The 23883-nt window shown below is 37.6% G+C and carries 22 protein-coding genes; 20 read left to right on the top strand and 2 right to left on the bottom strand.

The window, feature by feature from the left end; genetic code table 11:
- Positions 1 to 228 precede the first annotated feature (228 nt).
- From AC4GZ8_RS14650 to AC4GZ8_RS14565, 18 genes are all read left to right on the top strand, one after another.
- A complete protein-coding gene (locus tag AC4GZ8_RS14650; RefSeq protein ID WP_491082641.1) occupies positions 229 to 1092 on the top strand; it encodes a PHP domain-containing protein in 864 nt (287 codons plus the stop codon).
- A gap of 18 nt (positions 1093 to 1110) precedes the next feature.
- Entirely contained in the window at positions 1111 to 1743 is a 633-nt protein-coding gene (locus tag AC4GZ8_RS14645) for a DapH/DapD/GlmU-related protein (RefSeq protein ID WP_491082640.1), read from the top strand.
- A 166-nt stretch (positions 1744 to 1909) separates the two neighbouring features.
- Positions 1910 to 2611, top strand: a complete 702-nt coding sequence (locus tag AC4GZ8_RS14640) for a GntR family transcriptional regulator (protein WP_491082639.1) — start codon at positions 1910 to 1912, stop codon at positions 2609 to 2611.
- Positions 2612 to 2947: 336 nt separating this feature from the next.
- On the top strand, positions 2948 to 3370 hold the full coding sequence (gene phnG / locus AC4GZ8_RS14635) for a phosphonate C-P lyase system protein PhnG (protein ID WP_491082638.1): 423 nt from the start codon (positions 2948 to 2950) through the stop codon (positions 3368 to 3370).
- Between the two features lie 15 nt (positions 3371 to 3385).
- Entirely contained in the window at positions 3386 to 4003 is a 618-nt protein-coding gene (gene phnH / locus AC4GZ8_RS14630; RefSeq protein ID WP_491082637.1) for a phosphonate C-P lyase system protein PhnH, read from the top strand.
- Entirely contained in the window at positions 3991 to 5124 is a 1134-nt protein-coding gene (locus AC4GZ8_RS14625) for a carbon-phosphorus lyase complex subunit PhnI (RefSeq protein ID WP_491082636.1), read from the top strand. The genes phnH and AC4GZ8_RS14625 overlap by 13 nt, the downstream gene beginning before the upstream one ends.
- Positions 5121 to 5975, top strand: a complete 855-nt coding sequence (locus tag AC4GZ8_RS14620; protein WP_491082635.1) for an alpha-D-ribose 1-methylphosphonate 5-phosphate C-P-lyase PhnJ — start codon at positions 5121 to 5123, stop codon at positions 5973 to 5975. The genes AC4GZ8_RS14625 and AC4GZ8_RS14620 overlap by 4 nt, the downstream gene beginning before the upstream one ends.
- On the top strand, positions 5976 to 6821 hold the full coding sequence (locus AC4GZ8_RS14615) for an ATP-binding cassette domain-containing protein (protein WP_491082634.1): 846 nt from the start codon (positions 5976 to 5978) through the stop codon (positions 6819 to 6821).
- Positions 6822 to 6880: 59 nt separating this feature from the next.
- Positions 6881 to 8056: a phosphonate metabolism protein PhnM gene (phnM, locus tag AC4GZ8_RS14610; protein WP_491082633.1), complete on the top strand. Its 1176-nt coding sequence runs from the start codon at positions 6881 to 6883 to the stop codon at positions 8054 to 8056.
- An 80-nt stretch (positions 8057 to 8136) separates the two neighbouring features.
- Positions 8137 to 8856: a phosphonate C-P lyase system protein PhnL gene (locus tag AC4GZ8_RS14605; RefSeq protein WP_491082632.1), complete on the top strand. Its 720-nt coding sequence runs from the start codon at positions 8137 to 8139 to the stop codon at positions 8854 to 8856.
- Positions 8857 to 8948: 92 nt separating this feature from the next.
- Entirely contained in the window at positions 8949 to 9986 is a 1038-nt protein-coding gene (phnD, locus tag AC4GZ8_RS14600) for a phosphate/phosphite/phosphonate ABC transporter substrate-binding protein (protein ID WP_491082631.1), read from the top strand.
- A gap of 29 nt (positions 9987 to 10015) precedes the next feature.
- Positions 10016 to 10804: a phosphonate ABC transporter ATP-binding protein gene (gene phnC / locus AC4GZ8_RS14595; protein ID WP_491082630.1), complete on the top strand. Its 789-nt coding sequence runs from the start codon at positions 10016 to 10018 to the stop codon at positions 10802 to 10804.
- Entirely contained in the window at positions 10794 to 11579 is a 786-nt protein-coding gene (locus AC4GZ8_RS14590) for a PhnE/PtxC family ABC transporter permease (RefSeq protein ID WP_491082629.1), read from the top strand. The genes phnC and AC4GZ8_RS14590 overlap by 11 nt, the downstream gene beginning before the upstream one ends.
- Entirely contained in the window at positions 11579 to 12439 is an 861-nt protein-coding gene (locus tag AC4GZ8_RS14585) for a PhnE/PtxC family ABC transporter permease (RefSeq protein ID WP_491082627.1), read from the top strand. Before AC4GZ8_RS14590 ends, AC4GZ8_RS14585 begins: the two co-directional genes overlap by 1 nt.
- Positions 12440 to 12990: 551 nt before the next feature.
- Complete coding sequence (locus AC4GZ8_RS14580; protein ID WP_491082626.1) at positions 12991 to 13563, top strand: bifunctional transcriptional activator/DNA repair enzyme AdaA; 573 nt, start codon at positions 12991 to 12993, stop codon at positions 13561 to 13563.
- Positions 13550 to 14467 (top strand): DNA-3-methyladenine glycosylase family protein, encoded by a 918-nt coding sequence (locus tag AC4GZ8_RS14575; RefSeq protein ID WP_491082625.1) that lies wholly within the window; start codon positions 13550 to 13552, stop codon positions 14465 to 14467. The genes AC4GZ8_RS14580 and AC4GZ8_RS14575 overlap by 14 nt, the downstream gene beginning before the upstream one ends.
- Entirely contained in the window at positions 14451 to 14957 is a 507-nt protein-coding gene (locus AC4GZ8_RS14570) for a methylated-DNA--[protein]-cysteine S-methyltransferase (RefSeq protein WP_491082624.1), read from the top strand. Before AC4GZ8_RS14575 ends, AC4GZ8_RS14570 begins: the two co-directional genes overlap by 17 nt.
- 651 nt (positions 14958 to 15608) lie before the next feature.
- Positions 15609 to 18179 carry a lipocalin-like domain-containing protein gene (locus tag AC4GZ8_RS14565; protein ID WP_491082623.1) on the top strand — a complete coding sequence of 857 codons (2571 nt, stop codon included), beginning with the start codon at positions 15609 to 15611 and terminating at the stop codon, positions 18177 to 18179.
- Between the two features lie 286 nt (positions 18180 to 18465).
- Here the strand turns inward: AC4GZ8_RS14565 and AC4GZ8_RS14560 are convergent, their stop codons facing one another.
- Positions 18466 to 19290, bottom strand: a complete 825-nt coding sequence (locus tag AC4GZ8_RS14560; protein ID WP_491082622.1) for an MIP/aquaporin family protein — start codon at positions 19288 to 19290, stop codon at positions 18466 to 18468.
- 176 nt (positions 19291 to 19466) lie between these two features.
- Positions 19467 to 20177 (bottom strand): GntR family transcriptional regulator, encoded by a 711-nt coding sequence (locus tag AC4GZ8_RS14555; protein WP_491082621.1) that lies wholly within the window; start codon positions 20175 to 20177, stop codon positions 19467 to 19469.
- A 156-nt stretch (positions 20178 to 20333) separates the two neighbouring features.
- Here AC4GZ8_RS14555 and AC4GZ8_RS14550 point away from each other — a divergent pair, with 156 nt between their 5' ends.
- Both AC4GZ8_RS14550 and bglA read left to right on the top strand, forming a co-directional pair.
- Positions 20334 to 22232, top strand: a complete 1899-nt coding sequence (locus AC4GZ8_RS14550) for a beta-glucoside-specific PTS transporter subunit IIABC (RefSeq protein ID WP_491082619.1) — start codon at positions 20334 to 20336, stop codon at positions 22230 to 22232.
- Between the two features lie 13 nt (positions 22233 to 22245).
- Positions 22246 to 23685 carry a 6-phospho-beta-glucosidase BglA gene (gene bglA / locus AC4GZ8_RS14545; protein WP_491082618.1) on the top strand — a complete coding sequence of 480 codons (1440 nt, stop codon included), beginning with the start codon at positions 22246 to 22248 and terminating at the stop codon, positions 23683 to 23685.
- The last annotated feature ends 198 nt before the right edge of the window (positions 23686 to 23883 follow it).

The following is a 23883-nucleotide window of genomic DNA, read 5'->3' as shown; positions in this document are numbered from 1 at the left end:
AAAAACTAATGAAAACGCATGGATTTACTTTGTAAAAAAATCCATGCGTTTTTTCCTCTAATTAAGCAATTTCACAGCTTTGACCTTCAGTACCTTTTTACTCGAAAAGCCACTCATAATCCTCTAAAAAAACAATTCCTATAACATTTTTACAAATAATTTACTCTCCATTAACATTCCTAACTTGGTGCCAAGTTATGCTTAAACCAAAGGGAAGGAGTGTCTTGAATGAAAATAGAGTTACATTGTCATACCAATATTTCTGATTGTCCATTGTCTATTGATGAAGTTGTGGAGCTTGCTGTTGGACAAGGAGTTACTCATTTAGCGATTACGAACCATGATACAACGAAAGGCCTTAAGGAAGCGATTGAAACAGGCAGGAGATATGGGGTTGAAGTGATTCCAGGAATCGAGATGTCAGGATTTGATTTTGAAAGAGGCCGGCGCGTGCATATTCTCGGTTATTTCATTGAACCTGGTCATGAGGAGATTGAAACCATTTGTCAACCGCTTGTTAGCAAAAGACATAGTGCTTCAGAGGAAATGGTTCAGAGATTAATCGCTGCAGGTTATGAGATTACTTGGGAACGTTGTAAAGAAATTGCTCAAGGAGGAACAGGAGTTTACAAGCAACATATCATGCATGCATTGATTGAGGCAGGTTATACGAATTCAATTTATGGTTCACTTTATAAAAAATTATTTAATCGTGGACAAAATGGAGATAAACCGGGAATTGCCTTTATTCCGATGGAGTATATGGATGCAAAAGCAGCTGTTCAGGCGATTCAACTTAGCGGGGGAGTACCAGTGCTTGCTCATCCGGGACAATATGGAAACTTTGAAATGGTTCCGGAATTAGTAGATGTGGGATTGCAGGGAATCGAGGTGTGGCATCCATTGCATAATGAGGAACATGAAGAGCAAGCCAAGCAGCTTGCAAGAAAATATGACCTTATCATGACAGGTGGATCCGATTTCCACGGAGAGTATGGTGAACAACCTGTGCTGATTGGGAGTAAAAGCCCGGGAATTGAGACTTTGGAAGCATTGAAAGCGAGAAGAGAACTGATCGCAAGATTGAAATAAAGGAGCTGAATAATATATATGCTATTGATTAATCAGCTAAAAAAAGAAACTAAGTTATCTATCACTCCAAGTGTTGCTGATTCAAGTCAAATCATGAATAGTTTTGCTGGGGAATGGACCTCTATTGGAGAAAATAATCATATTATTGAGTCTACCTTTGGAGATTATACCTATACTATGGATGATGTAACGGTTAACTATGCTGAAATAGGTAAGTTTTGTTCAATTGCCTCCCATGTATGTATTAACCCGGTTCAGCATCCAATGGAAAGAGTCAGTCAGCACCATATGACTTATCGAAAGGTGGCCTATGACTTTGCGGATAACAATGATGATGCTTTTTTTGATTGGCGTCGGACTCAAAACGTAAAAATTGGTCATGATGTATGGATCGGACATGGTGCAATTATTATGAAGGGCGTAGAAATTGGTACTGGAGCAGTCGTTGGATCTGGTGCTGTTGTGACAAAAAACGTCGAGCCTTATATGATTGTCGCAGGTGTGCCTGCTAGACCAATTAAAAGGAGATTTTCAAAAGAAGCAGCTGATAAATTACTTGACATTGCTTGGTGGGATTGGCCTAGGGAAAAGCTTGAAACTCATTTTGATGAATTAAACAATTTAGAAACTTTCCTTAAAAAGCATGGATAAGTGTTGGGTACAAGTCCTAGTCCTGTATTAGGACTTTTTCTTAAGGATTAAAATCAAAAGCAGGACTCCATCTGTTATCTACGAAGCTTTTACATAGACTTAATATATTATTTATATTCAGACGGTATACTAGACATAGTTTTGGTTTTGAAAGGGGCAAAGTCTTATGTCGGAAAAAACGTTGTTGGTAGATCGGCTCATTTCAGAAATACGCGAAGGCAAATATAAACCGAATGATAAGTTACCATCAGAAAATGAATTAGCCGATCTGTATCAAGTACCAAGAATAGTGATTCGGAAGGCATATGAGCGTTTGCAGGAACTCGGCTATATTTTTTCAAAACAAGGAAAAGGAAGCTATGTTCAAAATCAAAAACTGCAAATACCGCTTATTTTAACAGGAGATGTGAGTTTTTCTGAAAAAATGAAGGAGTTAAAGTATGAATTTAGAACGGTTAATCTATCCTGTGAAAAAATTTCATACAATTCTTCCATTTATCATACGTTAAGAGTGAATCGTGAAGATGCTGTGTATAGAATTAGTCGATTGCGAATCGTTGAAGACTGTCCAATTGCTGTCCATACATCGTATTTGCCTCAATCTCTTTTTGAGCATATTGAAAGGGATGGAAAGGAAATTACCTCCATTTTTCATTATTATCGACAACAAGGCTACACAGATTTTCAACCAACGAGCAGCCAATTAAGTGTCGTTTTTCCAAGTAAAGTAGAAAGAGATCTATTAAAATGTCCCAGCCTTGTTCCCCTATTACTCTTAGAGTCTGGATGTTCAGATAAGAAAACGGGGAAAGTGCTGGAATATTCGAAGATTATGTATCGAAGCGATTGTTTTACTTATCTGATCTAAAGGTGTTAGTAGAGCAATCACCATGGAATACCAAAAAAATTCTAAAAGAAAAGTAGTTCAAAAGAAATCGGCCATTAAAGAAGCTGATTTCTTTTTTTGTAGACGTAAACTTCAGATCATCCCTATGATAAGTCAACATCTGTTCGCTACGCTTACCATGTTTCTCTTTTCTCAGTCGATGCTCCCCAGTTTGTATTGCTTTGACTAAGGGCTTTTGCACTTTTGTTCATATTTCCTTTACAAAAACTATACAAACTTAATCGTTTTTTTACGTTCACATACTTGGCAACAAGATAGAGTAAAACATGTAGAACAAAGTCATACGGAGGCCTTTAGATGAAAAGAAGACGAAGAACTGAGATTTTAATCAATGGCTCTATAAAACGATCAGAAGAAATGGCTAATGTTATCAGTGAACACTACCAGGTGAAGGTTATTCAAGAACCTGAAAGTGGTTTGGTGATGTTGAAAGTACGCGAGACTTCACAAAAAAGCTTGTTTTATCCTGGTGAAGTTTTGGTCACAGAATGTAAGGTCCAAATTAACAAAACAATTGGAATTGGCATTGTGACAGGAGACCAGCCGAAGCTGGCATATAATCTTGCTGTAATTGATGCCGCGTTTGAAGCAAACCTGCCAGAAACGATTGGGTGGGTGGAGCTTCTTGAAAACGAGGAGAAAATGATCCAGGCACAGATCGCTGATGCTCAACAATCGATATTAAAAACAAAAGTAAATTTTGAAACGATGGATGTTTAATAAGGAGGAAAGATTTTGAAGCTAGATATTGTTCATGATCTTCAATCTATTTATCGAAAAATAGTTGACTCTACGTCAAGGCCAGGGCTGATTTCCGATTTGAGGAAAGAGGCGGCTTTAGTAGAGGATGAGGAAACAAAAGGCTGTACAGCATCTTTGTTATTATTGGCCCTAACATTATTTGATCAGGAAGTTACCTTTAAGGTTTTTTCCGCTCAAGCAGACACTGTTTCGAAAACAATCAATCAATTAACCTATGCAAAGCCGACTGAAACAGTTCAAGCTGATTATCTACTAATCCTTAAAGATGCAGCGAAGGGTTCACTTGAAGAGGCAATCATCCATGCGAAGTCTGGGACATTAAAAAACCCACATACATCCGCTACGATTATCGTTGAAGTTGATTCTGTGACAAATGGGGAAGCTCTTATGTTAACCGGTCCGGGAATTCAAACAACAAAGCCTGTTTATTTAGATATAAAAGAAAACTGGATTGAAAGTCGCCAGGAAAAAAACAAGGAATATCCGTTAGGGATTGATTTGATGTTTATCGATGAAACTCATCAGCTTGTCTCATTGCCTAGAACGACGCAAATTACTAGAAATGGGGTGATGGTTGAATGGGATATGTAGCCGTTAAAGGTGGAACGCGTGCCATTGAAGAGTCTATCAAGCGTTTAAAATATGAAAGAGTTCATAAGGGACAAACCATAGAAGTAGACCAAATAAAAGCCGGCATGCGCGGATTAATAGATCAGGTGATGTCAGAAAGCAGTCTATATAATGAGACGCTGGCTGCGTTAGCGATCAAGCAGGCAGAAGGAAATCCTGAAGAAGCTGTCTTTCTGTTAAGAGCTTATCGATCAACGGTTCCGCGGAAGCACTATTCTAACGTGATTGAATCCAATTACATGAAAGTAGAGCGTCGGATTTCAGCAAGCTTTAAAGATATCCCAGGTGGTCAAATTCTTGGGGCAACAACCGATTATACACACCGGTTACTTGATTTTACATTAATGGAAGAAACGGATGAAATTGTCCAGGAATGGCTTCAACAATATCAAAAGGAAAGCTGTTCAGATGAAGAGCATTGTCATCAGCAAACTTTACCAAAGGTACTGGATTATTTACGCAAAGAAGGTTTAATTGCCCCATGTGAAAACAACAATATTGAACCAGATGATGTGACGAGAGAAAGTTTGGAGTTTCCATCAAGCAGAAGTCAGAGACTTCAAATTTTAACTAGAGGGGAAACAGGGGCCGTAACTTCCCTTGCCTATGCGGTTATTAGGGGATACGGGGCTTTGCATCCAACTGTTGGCGAGCTTCGCGTTGGCTCTTTGCCAATTACGATTGATCATCCAACAGAGGCTGGAGACGATGATGATGCATATTATATCGGCGACATAAAAGTTACCGAAGTAGAAATGCTCATGCCAGTTTCCGTTGAAAAGGAATACGGAAAAAAGGAAATGGAATTTGAAATCGGCTATGGTCTTGTGTTTGGCCAAAATGAAACAAAGGCGATTGCCATGGGCATTTTAGATAACTGTCTTGAACATCCAAATTCTGATTTCCCAAGCCATGATGAAGAATTTGTTCTTTATCATATTGATTCTGTGGAATCGACGGGCTTTATCTCGCACTTGAAAATGCCTCATTATGTTACCTTCCAATCCAAACTTGATAGCGTAAGGAAAACGAAAAAAGAAGGGACGAAAACTAAGGAGGGACAAGAGGTGAAAAACGGATGAATACGTCTTATAACTTTGCGTTTTTTGACGAAGGTTCAAAAAGAGAGATTAGAAGGGCTACTCTAAAGGCGATTGCGATTCCTGGATACCAGGTTCCATTTGCCTCAAGAGAAATGCCAATTGGAAGAGGCTGGGGAACTGGCGGGTTGCAATTAACCCTGTCGTTGATTGGTAAAAATGATGTTCTAAAGGTCATTGACCAGGGCTCGGATGAATCCGTTAATGCCGTCAATATTAAAAAGCTCGTTTCTGATACAACCGGGGTTAAAACAACGGACCATACAGCGGAGGCAACCCTTATACAATCGAGGCACAGAATTCCAGAAGTTCCACTAAGGAAGGAACAGATTCTTGTCTTGCAGGTGCCGCTTCCTGAACCGCTCCGGTATTATGAACCAAGCGAGACTGAAACGAAAAAGCTTCATGCTGAGAAAGAATATAGTGGTGCTTGGCTGATGCTATTTGAACAGATTATGAAATACGGAAGTATGACAACAGGAGCGGATCACCCTGTCATGGTTCATAATCGCTATGTGATGGCACCAAGCCCGATACCGCGTTTTGATAATCCGAAAATAAATGAATGTGAAGCACTTATTCTGTTAGGCGCGGGTCGTGAAAAGAAAGTATATGCAGTCCCGCCGTATACAAAGGTCGTTTCGCTTGATTTTGAAGATTATCCGTTTGAGCCTGAGTCCTTTGAGGACAAGCATTGTAAATTATGTGGTTCAACTGGGGTATTTTTAGATGAGCTTGTAGATGAGGAAACCAATGAAACGTTCTATCAATGTAATGATACAAGTTATTGTATTGAAAAATTAAATGAAGTCGAACCATTTGGAGTGAAATAAATGGCTGAATTCGAAGTTCCGGTTTTATCAATTAAAAACTTAAATAAGCAGTATGGACCTGGCTGCACGCATTGTCACGATGGAGAATCTCCTTTTATAGTTAAAAATTACTGCCAGGTTTGTGGAACGGTCTATGCGTGCAGAGATGTATCCTTTGATGTTTTTCCAGGTGAGGTCCTTGGCATTGTCGGGGAGAGCGGCAGCGGAAAATCAACATTGATGAAATGTCTTTATTTTGACCAGGAAGTATCCTCTGGAGAGGCTTATCTTGCAGAGTACCATAATGGGGAGAAAAACCTTTTTCAGGAGTCTTCCCAGCAACAGCGCTATATTCGCAACAACATCATGGGAAAAGTATATCAAAATCCTTTATTAGGGTTGAAAATGAACTTTTCATCGATTGGAAATATTGCCGAAAAGCTTATAGCAGCTGGTCATCAACATGTTGGCATGATGGAAAATAGAGGTACACAGCTCCTTAATAAGGTAAACATCCCTGTCCATCGAAGGAAAGAAGCTCCCAAAAACTTTTCTGGGGGGATGCAGCAGCGTGTTCAAATTGCCAAAGCTTTGTCCAATCAACCTCCGCTTCTTCTGTTGGATGAGGTAACGACCGGTTTAGATCTCTCGGTACAGGCAAGCGTCCTCGATTTAATAAAAGGTTTGCAGCGGGAATTAAACATTAGTATCGTTCTCGTTTCACATGATTTAGGGGTTATCCGCATGCTGGCAGACCGAACATTAGTGATGTTAGAGGGGAAGGTCATTGAGCAAGGTTTAACAGATCAAATCCTCGAGGATCCGCAACATCGATATACACAGCAACTAGTACATTCGTTGCTGTAAGATTTGAAACATTTAATCAACCCTTACGAATTATTATTTTCATTATAGGAGGAAGTACTTTGTTTGTGATAACAAATGGAAGATTAATCACCGAAGAAGCGATTTTACATGGATATGATCTTTTAATCGAAGAGGACAGAATCATGAAGATTGCGCCAAAGGGTGAGATTAAATTCGAGGAACATATAGAGGTTGTTGATGCAGCTGGAGGATATGTTTCACCAGGTTTTATCGATATCCATTCTGATTATATCGAACATATGGCAGCACCAAGACCTACGTCACTGATGGATTTTGACCTGAGTTTAAGAGAAACAGAGAAGCAGTTGATTTCGCACGGTATTACCACAATGTTCCATTCCCTTTCGCTGTATAAAGGGAGTGATTACGAATATAAACCGATCCGTGAGCCTGAGAATGTTCGGAAATTTATTGATTTAATTGACCGGACCCATAGTATGAAGCATCTTGTTCGTCATCGATTCCATGCAAGATTTGAGATTGATAATGTTAATGAAATGGATAATCTCAAAAGCTATATTATCGAGAACAAAGTGCATTTAGTTTCTTTTATGGATCATACTCCTGGCCAAGGGCAATATCGTCATCTGGAAATCTACCGAAATACCGTGAAAAGCTATAACAATATCAGTGATGCATCTATTGATGTTCTCATTCATAAACACCAAACGAAAGAGAAGCTATCAATTGAAGATATAAAGGAAATCGCTCAGCTTGCTCATGATCATAATATTGCCGTTGCATCCCATGATGATGATTCTCTTGAAAAGCTTGACCTCGTTCATAGCTTTGGAACAACCATTAGTGAATTTCCGATTACGATAGAAGTGGCACAAAGGGCACAGGAACTCGGCATGTATACGATTGCCGGTGCACCAAATGTTCTCCTTGGCGGTTCACATAGCGGGAACTTAGGGGCAGCCGAAGCAATCCAAAACCAATCAATTGATATTTTATGTAGCGATTACTATCCGGCGGCCATGCTTCATTCGATTTTTGAATTGGTTGAAAAATATGGAATGGACTTAGTCGACATGATGAAGCTAGTCACGATTAACCCAGCAAAAGCTGTAAAAATGGATGAAGAAATTGGCTCTATTCGTGAAGGAAAAAAAGCAGATTTGCTTATTATTGAAAAAATTGACGAATTCCCAGTCATTACGGGAGTATTTGTGGACGGAAAGCTGATTCAAAGAACCAATTATCGAATTTAATGCAGACGTGATGTGTTCATTCTATCAACAGTATACGAATCTAGCATGAATCATTCCTATTTTAGAAAGCAGGTGAGTGAGTGGAAACCCTACTAGAGATTAAAGACTTATCTAAATCGTTTGACCTTCATAATTTGGGCAAACAGATTCGAGCCGTAAGCAGTGTGGATATTCAACTCAAAGAAGGAGAGTTTGTCGGGATTACGGGAAAAAGCGGCAGTGGCAAGTCGACGATTTTAAAATGCATTTATGGAACTTATCGCATCCAGCACGGGAGTATTTGGTACCACTCGAAAAAATTCGGGAGAATAAATTTAGCTGAGGCTACTGACCGAGAACTTCTTTATTTAAGGAAGCATGAGATTGGTTATGTATCTCAATTTTTAAATGTCATGCCAAGAACGACGGCCAGACAGCTTGTGAAACAGGCCATCCTTGAAATGGGGGACGATCATGAAGTGGCAGAAAAAGAAACAGAGAAAATTCTCGCACATTTTGAATTGGATCAAGAATTATGGGATAGCTATCCAACCACTTTTTCAGGGGGCGAAAAGTTAAGGCTTAATATTGCTCGAGCGATGGTGAAAAAACCTAGGCTATTACTTTTAGATGAACCGACAGCAAGTTTAGATTATGATTCTAAAATAAAGGTTAAACTTCTTATTGAACAGCTTATGAAGGAAGGAACAACGATGCTTGGCATCTTTCATGACCTTGAGTTTATGAATCATTTATGTGATCGCGAGTACAACATGCAGAATGGAATTTTCTCTCATTCTACTAACTTTACTAACTCTTAATAAACTTTTATATAAGATTAATAATTGCTTGACAATTAGTTGATAGAGTATAGAAGTGATTTAAAATAACAAAATGATAGAGGAGTTAAATGATGAAAAAGACGTTAGTTTCTTTACTTTCTGTAGTTATGTTATTGATTTTTGCTGGGTGTTCATCTTCTGCTGGCGGAGAAGCTGGTAATAAAGATACGCTTACTATCGCTTGGCTTCCAAATGAATCTGGAGCAGACCTTACAGAAGCACGTGATGAAATAGGGAAAATTATTGAAGAGAAAACAGGTAAAAAGGTTGAGCATCAAACAACAACAGACTATATTATTGCGATTGAAGCAGTGGCCAATGGAAACGCAGATATGGCTTTTTTAGGAGCACAAGGGTACATTGAAGCACATAACAAAAATGAAAAAGTTCTTCCGTTGGTCGTTCCTACTGGTGAGTCAGGTACTTTGGAAGATGCGGTATATTATAGCTGGTTAGCAGTAAATAAAGAGAATGTCGACCAATATAAAAATGGCGATGAGTTCGCGATTGATCATATTCAAGGCAAGAAATTCTCTTTTGTATCCAATAGTTCAACATCAGGTTTTAAAGTTCCATCAACAGGAATCGTTGATTACTTCAGTCAACAGGAAGAATTCAAAGACTTAACAGCAGAGGATTTGCTTGAAGGCGGCGAAGGTAAATTCTTTAGCGAAGTTTTATACGGAGGTTCTCACCAAGGATCTGCAGTCAATTTATTATCAGGTAAAGCAGATGTAGCGGCTTTCTGTGATACATGTGTAAATAATTATGTGGAATTGGCAGATGGGGAAGTAAACAGACCTGGTGCGGTTTACAAAGTAAAAGAAGATGCAGAAGAACCATTTAATACCGTTGTTGGAAAAGAATTTTCACTTATTTCCGTTACTCCAGTACTAAATGCACCATTTGTTATCAATACAGATAATGTGGATGAGGATTTACAAGCTCAACTACTTGAAGTGATGACGTCTGATGAGATTGCGAACAATGAAAAAGTCTTTGTTCCGGAGGATTCCGAGTTTTCAGGATTGTTTAAGAAAACTGCGGATGAGCGTTTAGTTGAAGTAGAGGATTCTTGGTTCAACCCAATTCGTGAGCTTTCGAAATAATTGACCAAATAGCAAGGAGAGTTAAACCTATGTCAGCCTTATTAGAAGTAAATCAAGTGTCTAAACAATTTGGTATTGATTCTAAGGCGTTATCGGATGTTAACTTCTCCGTCAATGAAGGGGAGTTTGTATCGATCATCGGTCCATCAGGAGCGGGAAAATCTACTCTCCTTCGTTGTATTAATCGAATGATTGATGCAACGAGCGGAGAAATTACTTTTGATAACATGAATGTGATGAAACTGAAGAAGAAGGACTTAAAAAAGCTCCGTACGAAAATCGGGATGATTTTTCAGCACTATAATCTAGTTAATCGCTTAAGTGTCATCGAAAATACCCTTCACGGCAATTTAGGGAAAAAATCTACATTGGCTGGAATTCTCGGGCTATATAGTCAGGAAGAAAAGGAGCAGGCTGTACACATTTTAAATGTTCTAGGTTTAGACGAACATATTTATAAGCGCGCTGATCAATTAAGCGGCGGTCAAAAACAGCGTGTTGGAATCGCTCGTGCTCTGATTCAAAATCCTCGGATGCTTCTATGTGACGAGCCCATTGCTTCTCTTGATCCCAATTCTGCTAAGGTTATTATGGATCATTTGAAAAACATTTCAACGACTATGGGCATTACCGTTCTTGTCAATCTGCATCAAGTGGATGTGGCATTGAAATACTCGGATAAAATCATCGGGATTAACCATGGTCAAGTTGTTTATAATGGCCCACCTGCAAACATTACAAAAGAGGATATTCAGCGAATATACGGGTCAGAAGCTGAAAATCTTATTTTTGATGTAGGAGGCATCCATGCAAGCTAATTTCTTCATGAAAAAGAAACTAAACACGCTTGGGTTTATTTCTATTTTAGTTGCTGTCACTCTACTAGCCATTATTATTACGGAGTACAATGTCGTCAAAGGCTTTACATCTTTTTCAAAGGCAGTTTCGTGGGGATTAACGAACTTTTATCCAACGCAAGAATCCTTAACCAAGCTTCCTGAAATTTTGGATAAACTAATTGAAACGCTGCTGGTTTCAATTGCGGCCACCACAATCGGTGCTGTAGTTGCGTTACTATTTGCGATTCTAGGCTCGAATACGACAAGAGTGAATGCCATTTTTGGGAGCATTAGCAGAGGAATAGCTACTATTTTTCGAAATATCGATGTGGCAGCCTGGGCAATGATTCTACTATTTTCATTTGGCCAAAGTTCATTAACTGGATATTTTGCTTTGTTTTTTGGTTCGTTTGGCTTTTTAACTAGAGCTTTTGTTGAAACGATTGATGAGATCAGTGAAGGCTCAGTCGAGGCGTTACAAGCAACTGGTGCAGGTTACTTTTCGATTATTTTTCAGTCGGTGATTCCATCAAGCCTTCCACAAATGATTAGCTGGATTTTATTTATGATTGAAACAAATATAAGAAGTGCCACCTTGATAGGTTTGCTTACCGGATCAGGAATCGGCTTCACTTTTAACCTGTATTACAAAAGTTTAAGTTACGATGTTGCTTCTTTGGTTGTCGTCGTTATTATTGCAGCTATATTATGCATTGAAGCTGTATCGAATTACGTAAGAAGGGTGATTCTGTAATGGAAGCAAAGGAACAATTAAATTCAGCAAAACAATTACTGAAGCCTCACTTGAAAAAACAAATAAAAATCAAAAAGTTGACTAAATCAACCTGGGTGATTAGAAGTACACTTGTCATACTAGCATTTCTAACGGTATACGCATTTTTTAGTTTTGATTACAAAGAGCTCGATATTGGTGAAGCTATTCTGGGGACTTTTGCGAATTTAAAAGCAATGTTTCTAGAGCCGCATCTTAAGCATTTTACGTTTACACATGCGCTTTATCAAGTTTTTGTTACCTTAGGGCTCGCTTTCTTAACGACTTTATTTGGGGCAATTATCGCTGTATTTTTGGGGTTATTAGCTGCTGAAAATCTAACTAATAAGCGGATTTCATCCGTTATTAAGGGACTTGTTGCTTTTATAAGAGCGGTTCCAACCGTTTTGTGGGTGTTAATTTTTGCGGTGGCGGCTGGCCTCGGGAGTGTAGCGGCAGTTATAGGGATGACGTTTCACTCAGTAAGCTATTTGGTGAAGGCTTATTCTGAGTCTTTTGAAGAACTGGATAAAGGAGTAATTGAAGCCCTTCAAGCGAGCGGAGCAAACTGGTGGCAGATTATCTTTCAAGCAGTTATTCCATCTTCGGTCACCTACATGATATCTTGGACGTTCCTGCGATTTGAAATTAACTTCGCGGTTGCTATTGCAATGGGTGCAGCAGCAGGTGCAGGTGGAATCGGTTTTGATATGTTCATGGCCAGCAATTTCTATTTAGACATCAGAGAAATTGGTGCAATTACCTATTTTATATTAGCCATTGCTATCTTACTTGAAGTAGTAGCCATCCGTATAAAAAGGAAGCTTAAGCTCAACGGATAAGGATAGAGATTTCTTACTTCTTTGCTAGTAAAGTGATTTGATATGACTTTTTCAAATGAATGATGGAAAATCTAACGGACGCCCCCTTATTAAAGCCGGTTCATCTAATGAGCTGGCCTTATTTGTTTTTCAGCTAATCGTTACGGTGAATCTGTATCATGAGTATATGAGGTTTTCTTTAATAATGAGTAAAATTTCTCTGAACCAACAAGGTACAAGTAAATGATGAGTTTTAGAGAACATAACTTTAAAAGTAAAGCACAACATAGCTTCACCTTTTTGGACTATCAGAAAGTATGATTTTATTGATGATAGTATAAGAAAAACTAAGGCTTTCGCTATTAGAACTTGGCGATAAGCAAGTTTTTCTTAACTTAAAGAAGACCATAAGAGCAAGAATGAGGATGAAATAGAGTTGATTACTTGTTAAAATGAGTCCAATATACACTGGAAAGTAAAATGCACTTGTTTCAGAAATTGATTGAGATGTTTTTAAATAACATTTTATTTCCGGGAAATGTCTGGGGTTTGCAGAAAGGACAGTGGAGTGCATGGTAACTAATATCAATCTTTCATTTGATGAGATGTGGGATAAAATCATGGCTTGTGATCGTAAATACGATGGTCTATTTTTTACGGCAGTAAAAACAACGAAAATATATTGCCGTCCTTCTTGCAGATCAAGAAAGCCTAAAAAAGTGAATGTAGAATTTTACCATGAAATTAATGAAGTGGAAGAGGCAGGTTTTCGTCCTTGTAAAAGATGTCAGCCAGAAGTTGAACAATCCCCGCATATTATGATTGTCAGAAGGATTACTACCTTCCTAGTCAATCATTATAAACAGAATGTATTATTGAAGGATATAGCGAATCACGTCGGTTTAAGTCCTTATTATCTGGAACGCTTATTTAAACAAGAAACCTCTGAGACACCTCGTACTTATTTAGAAAAAATACGTATCGATAAAGCAACTCATCTTCTTAAATGCACAAGTATGACAAACTTAGAGATTTGCTATGAGGTAGGATTTCAAAGTCCATCCAACTTTTATAAAGTGTTTCGAAGCTTAAAAAACTGTTCACCAAGTGAATATCGAAAGGACTTCCTAAATGAATTGGATTGATTGTGAATCTTATTTGGAGATGTATCCTCCTAAGGAATTTAATTTTGAAGAGTGTTTAATCTTTTTAGGAAGGTCTAATCAGGAAGTGCTTCATCAAATTAAAGACGGAGTTGTCTATAAATTAATAAAAATTAAAGACTCTTTGATTTTATGTAAAATAGGATATATCAATAATTGCCTAAAGATTGAATTCCCAAGCAGTAATCCATCAATTTTCACTCGTAAAAAAACGGGAGAGTATATTTGGGAATGGTTTGATTTGGCTCAGGATTTAAGAGAATTTTATCAAATGGCTAGTAAGGATAAAATTTTAAAGAAACTGGCATATAAATATTTTGGCTTACGGATTATGTGTATTCCAGATTTATTTGAAGCGATTGCATGGGCAATAATGGGACAGCAAGTTAATTTACCATTTGCTTACACATTAAAACAAAGGTTTGTTGAACAATTTGGCGAGTGTTTAACCTTCGAAGGAGAAAAATTTTGGTTATTCCCTTCATTTGAAAAAATAGCTTCTTTGAGTGTAGATGATTTAAGGCAACTTCAATTTACTACTAGGAAGGCTGAATATATCATTGGAATTGCTAAAGATATGAAAAGTGGGAAATTAACAAAAGAAATATTGCTTCAGAAACAAGATTATCATCAAGTGCAAAAATCATTAATGTTGATAAGAGGTATCGGGGCATGGACGGCAGATTATGTGATGATGAAATGCTTACATCAAATTTCCTCCTTTCCGATTGCGGATGTCGGTCTTCATAATGCCTTAAAGAATCTATTAGGTCTAGAGAGGAAACCAACTAGAGAAGAAATAGAAGAATACGCAGCAAATTGGGAGGGTTGGCAGGCATATGCTACCTTTTACCTATGGAGGTCCTTATATGACAAAAATATATAAATTAGACTATGAGTCACCGATTGGCATGATCGAAATAATCGGTACTCATGAAGCCATCATTTCTATACTGTTTTCTGAAGAGAATAAAAAAGAGAATTTATTACAAGAGGAAACCCCTCTGGTTCTATCAGAATGCTATAACCAACTTGACGAATATTTTAAGGGAAACCGCCAGGAATTTACATTCCCATATCAATTTGAAGGGACTGATTTTCAAAAAACTGTTTGGAATGCTTTAACAAAAATACCTTATGCTAAAACGGGATCTTATAAGGAGGTAGCTGTTTCCATCGGAAATGAAAAGGCGATAAGAGCAGTAGGGAGTGCAAATGGGAAAAACAAGTTAAGCATTGTGATCCCTTGCCATAGAATAATCGGTTCAAATGGGAAATTAACCGGTTATGCAGGAGGTCTATGGAGGAAGGAATGGCTGCTTCAACATGAAAAATCTCATAACATGAGGATGAACCATACCATAAATAGTTTATAAGAGAAATCAATTTGATTTCTCTTATTTTATTTAAAACGAGGAAGATTAAGAAAATGGGTCCAATAATCAAGAGGGGCAATCAAAAATTGGGCCAGTCATTTCATTGATCCTTTCTCACTGATTTTGTTTAATTGAAATAGGAAATCATGATTGATCTTTTTCTAATAGACAATAACTGGTTCGTAACATTTTAATAGTTTTGGATGAAACTTGTACGTTCATTTTTGTTATTGCGAAGAACTTGTGCAATAAGTTTACAAAAGGATATTGAGATTTTTATAGATTTATAGTATCGTTTAATTGTGGTCAACTTACTAGCTTCTAAATGTAAGTGCTCCACAGTTGTAAGTATAACTTTTGAGGATTGGAGGTTATATAAAGACGAACTAAGGAAGTTAATGTTATTGGTCCGTACAATTCTTCAGTTTCAGTTATTGATTCCACTAAATTTTTACACATCTAAGATATCCTTTTTTCGCTCATCTTCATGTTTGAATAGAAACACTCCTAGTATTCAGAAAATTACGTATATTGAACTACTAAAACATAATAGGTTAAGGTCTAGTCTTACTTTGAACATGTTAGGTGGAATGGGAGTTGCATAAAATGAATACGTTTTCATTTTGTTAATAAGAGAGGGGAAACAATGAAATGAAAGGTTCTTTTATAAGCTTCATATCTGTTTTTCTAATACTATTGTTGTTAATACCAAGCAGCGCACTAGGTAAAAAGCAAACAAGTAATTCTGAACAACTTGAATTCAGAAATGCTTCTGTTCATGACCCTTCAATCATTAAAGATCCTAAAACGGGGACTTACTATGTGTATGGTTCACACATTGATGGGGCTAAATCAACGGACTTAATCAATTGGGATAGATTTACGAATGGGTATACTACCCCGAATAATAAAGTATATGGAGATTTGTCAGCAAACCTGGCGGAGTCCTTTAAATGGGCTGGAGAAAATGATTCAGACAGCAGAGGCGGCTTTGCAGTTTGGGCTCCGGATGTGTTTTGGAATAAACATTATGTAAATGAAGATGGGACAAAGGGTGCCTTTATGATTTACTATAGTGTGTCTTCCACTTATATCCGTTCTGCCATCGGTATAGCGGTTTCTAAGAATATTGAAGGACCATTTGAATATGTAGATACTATTATGTATTCAGGATTTACCAACAATAATGCCTATGATCGAAACAGTAATGTCAATAAGCATTGGGAGAATACGAATATCGCAGATCTTATTAAAGATGGTGTGATCGATGAAGTAAATCCTGATTGGTTTACGGAAAGTGGTGCGTATAATAATAAACTTTACACCAATGCCATCGATGCTAATATCCTTCAGGGTAAAAATAATAAGTTATATATGACTTACGGCTCCTGGTCAGGCGGAACCTTTATTTTAGAATTAGATAAGAAAACAGGGCTGCCAAAGTATCCTGGAAAGGATGGAAAAACAGAAGATGGAAGAATGATCGACAGATATTTTGGTACAAAAATTGCTTCTGGCTACGGAAGGTCGGCTGAAGGAACTTACGCTATATATGATAAGGAAACAGACTATTATTATCTATACATCACGTATGGAGGTTTAGCTTCTGATGGCGGTTATCAGATGAGACAGTTTAGATCCAAGAATCCTGATGGCCCATATGTTGATGCAAAAGGAAATGCTGCTGTATTCCCAGAATCATTTGATAGGGGAGTTGGAAACTTTCCGGGTAATGACGATCATAAAGATATCGGCAATAAAATGATGGGGAACTTCCTATTTAAAAGAGACCTTGGTGAAGCCGGAACAGGAATCGGTACAGGTTACCTTTCTCCGGGTCATAACTCTTATCTAATTGACGAAGAATTAGGCAAGGAATTTATCGTAACGCATACTCGTTTCCCACAACAAGGTGAAATGCACGAGGTTCGTGTACACCAAACATTTAAGAACAATGACCAATGGCCGGTGCCAACACCATACCGTTATGCAGGAGAAACAATTGAGAAGGTTTCCGAAGCGGATGTAACAGGTGACTATAAATACATTAACCATGGCAAAGAAATTACTGGTGACTTAACTGAGTCAACATGGGTGAAATTGAATGAAGATCACACCATTTCTGGCGCAGTAACAGGTACATGGAAACTTTATGGGAATTACAAAGCAGAATTAACAATTGATAATGAAGGTACGTACGATGGTGTATTTATCCGCCAATATGACCCTACTTCTCAAAAGTGGGTTATGACGTTTAGCGCGATGTCAGATGAAGGAATTGTCATTTGGGGAAGTCATGTGGAAGCATCTTCTGATGAGGATTTAGTACAGGCAATTAAACAAGAGTTAATAACTAATTTCCCTTCAACTGTGATTAGTAATTTAACACTTCCAACCGTAGCAACAAGAGGAGCCCAAATTACATGGGAATCTTCTAATCCGGAGGCAGTGTCTACTGAAGGAGTGGTTACACGGCCAAATCCTGGCTCTGAAGATGCTGAGGTTCACTTAACGGGGACGATTACATTAGGGGATGCGACCGAAACACTAACAGTAACCGTTACAGTGAAGGCAAAGGAAGAAGGCGGCTTAGCGGCTTTCTACGATTTTAGTGAAGGATTTAAAGACAGCGCTGGAAAAAAAGCGGATGCAACCGTGACGGGCGATCGACTTAATAATACAGGCGGAAATATTACATTTGCTGAAGGTATTGTGGGACAAGCGGCTAAATTCGATGGGAATTCGGGACTGCGTTTAGCTGATGGCTTAATTACCGGTGATACTTACTCTATATCATTGTGGTTAAAGCCTGAACAAATCACTGAATTTACTACTTCATTCTTTGGGGCAGAAACATCGAATAACTGGATCAGTATCGTACCAAAAACTGGATGGGGCAATACAATGGTTTGGTCACACAACGGTGACCAATGGTATGATGCTGTAACGGATACCACCATACCTGTAGATCAGTGGTCACATGTTGCTTTAACGGTCCAGGAAGGACATGCTGTATTTTATATTAATGGTGTGGCTAAATATACTGGGGACAACTTCCCGAATGTATTTACATCTATTGATGCTGAATTCGGTTTGGGTGTTAACTACTGGGATACACCTTTCAAAGGGTTAATGGATGAAGTGCGTGTATATGATGGGGTAGCCATTCCGGCTACAGAGGTACAGTCTCTTTACCAGAATCCAAGTGGAGTAGCTGAATAAACAAGAATGTAATGTTGAAGTGCAAAAAATAATTAAAGCCCCTTTTGCCTGATGAAGGAGAAAGAGGGGCTTTTTATTTAGGCTGTTTTCTCAATGATTGTTGCTTTTGCATATTATTTTAACTCTATAGTGGAATGGAGCGGATGATACTCATCTCCCGCAGGAGTCGAGTATCTGCAGCGCAATGGAACGAACTATTTTCACTTTAAACACTGTGTTAACAACAACAAATATGCGAAAACAGCCTTTATTTAAATTTGAAGTTACTTAGAATGATAGATATTTATCACGCCACCCCAGCTTTTAAAACCTTCTGCTTTTCCTTTTTAACTCCTAAACGATAGGATAAAAATAAGACAAGACCGGTAATTACCAGGGTAACAATTAATTGAAAGATCATTTCTCCATAGAACACACTATGATAAAAAAATCCACCAAGGCAACCGCCAAGAATAGGCCCTAAGATAGGTATCCAGGAATATTGCCAATTGGAATCATCTTTACCTGGTATAGGCAAAAGAGAATGTATAATCCTTGGCCCCAAGTCACGAGCAGGGTTCATCGCAGCACCTGTTGTGCCTCCCAATGAGGTCCCTAATGTGATAATGAAGAAGCCGACTGCCAATGGATGGAGGCCATCTGTAAATTTAGTAGCTCCAATTGAAAGGATTCCGAGTATTAAAATAAATGTTGCTAAGGTCTCACTTAACATATTAGAAAAAGGATGCCTAATAGCTGGACTAGTTGCAAAGACTCCAAGAATAGCATTTTGGTCTTTTGTTTCTTTCCAATGAGGTAAGTATTGTAAGTATACCCCCGCTGCACCAATCATAGCACCTAATAACTGAGCAATGATATAAACAGCTACTTGATCCCATGGGAAATTTCCAGTAAGTGCAAAGACCAAAGTAATGACCGGATTAATATGTGCTCCACTATATTTTCCTACGGTAAAAATAGCTAAAGTTACAGACATTCCCCATGCGAATTGAATGGCGAACCAGCCAGCGTTATAAGAAAAAGACCTTTTTAGAGTAGCGCCAGCACATACACTTCCCCCTAGAAAAATTAATATGGCAGTACCAATTACTTCTCCCCAAAAGGCAATCATGATGTTCCTCCTTTCTATAATCCTTTATATTTAAATCAATGAAAGCTCTGATATATACAAAATAAAAGTTGCTTGTTTTCTTAAATAAAGAAACCAAGCTTTTGTTTGGAAAATGTAAAATGAAAACCTCTATATTTAGGCTGTTTTTAACAATAGGCCACATCTAATTTTATCCATTACAATATGTGGCTATTTGCTTGGATAAAGAATTGGGACTGTTGATAGTTGTAGGTTACTTTTGAGAAATCAAATGGCTGTCCGTTCGTTAAATGAAAGATACTTTCAACGTAAAATTTTGGTGATCCATTAGGCAAGTTTAAATGGCTTGCTTCTTCATCATTTAGTTTATCAACATGGAAGAACATATCTGAAAAACCAACCTTCAATCCTAGTCCTTCCCTGATGTAATGAAAGATAGATTCAGAAACGATTTCTTTATTTAAGTACGTAATGATTGATTTATTATAATAGGACTCTTCAAAGCACAGCGTTTGTCCATTAATATATCGAAGTCTTTTTACATAGTAGACATCGTCAGTAAGTGGAATGTTTAAATTATCAGCCGCTTCTTCTGTTGGCTTTCTTACATCTAAGTCAATGACCTTGGAGGTAACTTGGAAATTCTCAAGATCTTTTTTGAATCCTTGATTAGAAAGAAGACTGACATATCCCGTTCTCCTATGCCTTCTCACAAAAATACCGCTACCTCTAACTTGGAAGACGACTCCCTTTCTCTCCAAAATATCTAAAGATTTTGTTATGGTACTTTTACTCACTTTAAAATGAGCGATTAAAGTTTCTAGTACAGGAAGCTTATCCCCTTGTTGTAGTTGGTGACCTTCAATATATTTTTCAATCGCTTTTGCAATTTCCTGATACTTTAACATACCTATTCCTCACTAATTGATAACTTTTTAAATATGTATAATTATATCATAACGTAACTTAATTATTATATATAAATAAAAATATTATATAGTTATTGATAAATTGTATCGATACAATTATAATGAAAACGTATTAACTATTAGGGAGGATTTAAAATGTCAGGAAAAGTTAGAGATTATAGTAAACTAGCAAAAGACATTTTGGATGCAGTTGGCGGGGAAGAGAATGTTATAGGAGCAACTCGCTGTGCAACTAGACTTAGATTAGTTTTGAAGCGTTCAAATCCAAAGGCAAAACAAGCAGTAGCTGCGATGCCTGGAGTTATAACAGTTGTAGAGAACGGTGGTCAATTCCAAGTTGTTATTGGCCAGCACGTTGGGGAAGTTTTTGAGAAGTTTTCAGGTCTAGTAAACCTTGAAACGACAGAGGAACAAGGCAAAAGTGAAGGAACGGTTTTAAACCGGGTCATTGCGACAATGTCAGCAGTTTTTGCACCATTCATTTACATTTTAGCTGCAGCAGGTATATTACAAGGCGCATTAATTATCATTAATTTATTCTCTGCTGGTTTTGCAGAAACCGGAACTTATCAAGTTTTAAGCTTTATTTCATGGGCACCATTTACCTTTTTACCAATTTTCATAGCTATGACGGCAGCAAAACATTTTAAAACAAATCTTTATATTGCAGTTGCCTGCTGTGCCGCATTAGTTAGTCCGACTTGGGCAGAAATGGCTGCACAGATTTCATCAGGAACAAGCATTTCATTTTTAGGTATGCCATTAAGTGAAACGGTTTACACATCTTCTGTTTTACCGCCATTATTTTTAGTATGGTTCTTATCTTATCTTGAAAGATTTTTGAACAAGAGAATGAATGAAGTTGTTAGACCATTATTTGTTCCACTTTTATGTATGGTCATTATGGTACCACTAACAATTCTAGTGATTGGACCTTTATCAACAATGGGAGCTAATGGAGTAGCTAATGGCTATAACTTCTTAGCGGAAAATGTGCCTGCTTTGGCTGGTGCTATCATTGGGGGATTATGGCAAATATTAGTTATCTTTGGTGTGCACTGGGGAGTTACACCTATGGTGCTTGCAAATTTTGATTTATACGGTAGAGATTCTTTCCAAGCGTATCAAACGATTGCAGTTATTGCACAGATTGGAGCAGTGCTTGGTGTTATTCTTAAAGCTAAGAGTCAAGAAGTTCGTAAAGTCAGCGTTTCAGCTGGTGTAACTGGATTGTTTGGTATTACAGAGCCAGCTATTTACGGGGTTACATTAAGATTTAAAAAACCATTTATCTTTGGAGCTATTTCAGGTGCGGTTGGTGCGATCGTAGCTAGTTTCTTTAATCCTTATTATTTTGCTTATGCAGGATTACCTGGTCCACTGACAATTGTAAATGGTATTAATTCAGACTATCCAACGTCTATATGGGGAATCTTGATTGGAGTTGCGATTGCTATTATTCTACCAATCGTATTAATTCAGATTTTTGGTTTTGGTGAGGATAAAGCAAAAGAGGCGGGAAGTGAAGATTTAGTAAAAGAGCAAGGTGGAGAACAACAGCAAAACAATTTTGAAGACAATGAAGAATTTGTAGCTGCTCCGTTAACTGGTAAAGTAATTTCACTTTCAGAAGTTCAAGATGAAGTATTTAGCTCAGGAGCAATGGGACCAGGAGTAGCGATAGAGCCATCAGATAACAAATTATATGCGCCATTTGATGGAACGGTTGTAATGGTTGCACCGACAAAGCATGCAATCGGTTTACGTTCAAAATCTGGTGTTGAACTACTTGTTCATATTGGTTTAGATACTGTTAAATTAGATGGAAAGCCGTTCAATTTACATGTTGAAGATGGTCAGAAGATTACAAAAGGTGATTTACTGATTACCTTTGATAAAGAATTTATTCAAAAAGAAGGAATCAAGGTTACGACACCTCTTATTGTAACGAATGCACATTCTTATAAAGAAATTATCATTGAAAAATTGAAAGATAGTGTTTTAGATCAAAAGTTGTTCACTGTGATTAAATAAGGAGGAATTGATCATGAGTAAGTTACCTAAAGATTTTCTATGGGGCGGTGCTTTAGCTGCTCACCAATTTGAAGGTGGATGGAATGCAGGTGGCAAAGGGCCAAGCGTAGTTGACGTTATGACAGCAGGTGCACATGGAGTGCCGAGAGAAATCACTGAAGAAATTGAAGAAACGAAATTCTATCCGAACCATGAGGCAATTGATTTCTATCATAGATATAAGGAAGATATCGCATTATTTGCTGAGATGGGTTTAAAATGTTTAAGAACTTCAATCGGATGGAGCCGAATTTTCCCAAAAGGCGATGAAGCTGAACCAAATGAAGCCGGACTGCAATTCTATGATGATGTGTTTGATGAATTATTAAAGTATGGAATTGAACCTGTTATTACATTATCTCACTTTGAAATGCCATTACATTTAGCAAGAGAGTATGGCGGATTTAGAAATCGAAAAGTGGTAGACTTTTTTGCGAGGTTTGCTGAGGTTTGCTTCAAGCGTTATAAAGATAAAGTAAAATATTGGATGACATTTAATGAAATTAATAACCAAATGGATGTAAACAATCCAATATTCTTATGGACAAACTCAGGTGTAATAGTTGGTGAAAACGAAAATGCAAAGGAAGTTATGTACCAGACTGCACACCATGAACTTGTTGCTAGTGCACTAGCTGTAGCCAAGGGAAAAGAAATCAACCCGGAATTCCAAATTGGAGCAATGGTTTCACATGTACCGATTTATCCTTTTTCTTCTAATCCAGAAGATATCATGTTAGCAGAAGAAGAAATGAGACAACGTTATTTCTTCCCTGATGTTCAGGTGCGCGGTTATTACCCAAGCTATGCTTTAAAAGAATTTGAGAGAGAAGGATATCAAATTAAGTTCGAAGATGGAGACGAAGAAATCCTAAGAAATGGTACGGTTGATTATTTAGGCTTCAGTTACTATATGTCGACAACAGTTAAAAGTGATGTGAAAAATGACAACACTGGTGATATTGTAAATGGCGGATTACCGAATGGTGTTGAAAATCCATACATTAAATCAAGTGATTGGGGCTGGGCGATTGATCCGACCGGCTTAAGATATACACTAAATCGTTTTTATGACAGATATCAAATCCCGCTATTTATCGTTGAAAATGGGTTCGGAGCAATAGATGTTATGGAAGAGGATGGCTCTATTCATGATCCAGAAAGAATACAGTATTTAAAATCACATATTGAAGCATTAGAAAAGGCTGTAACTTATGATGGTGTTGATTTAATAGGTTATACACCATGGGGAATCATCGATATCGTTTCATTCACAACAGGTGAAATGAAAAAACGTTATGGGATGATCTATGTTGATCGTGATAATGAAGGAAACGGATCAATGAAGCGTTACAAGAAAGATTCATTTGATTGGTATAAAAAAGTGATTCAAACGAATGGTGAACAACTTTAATAATAAATACCTTATCTCTTTAGATTCGAGACAATAATAGAGGCTTCTGGAAAGTTAGTGATGTCTAGCTTTCTAAGAGCCTCTTTTGCATTCATGTTCAATGACAGAAACAACCTTAAAATAAAAAACCACCCCCAGCAAATCTGACGCATAAGGATGGTCAATTTAGTTAAGGGCAAAGCCAAAATATAGTAAACC

This window comes from Metabacillus sp. RB-C-LZQ-3-1, from assembly GCF_058315175.1.
This window is presented reverse-complemented; position numbering and strand designations above follow the sequence as displayed.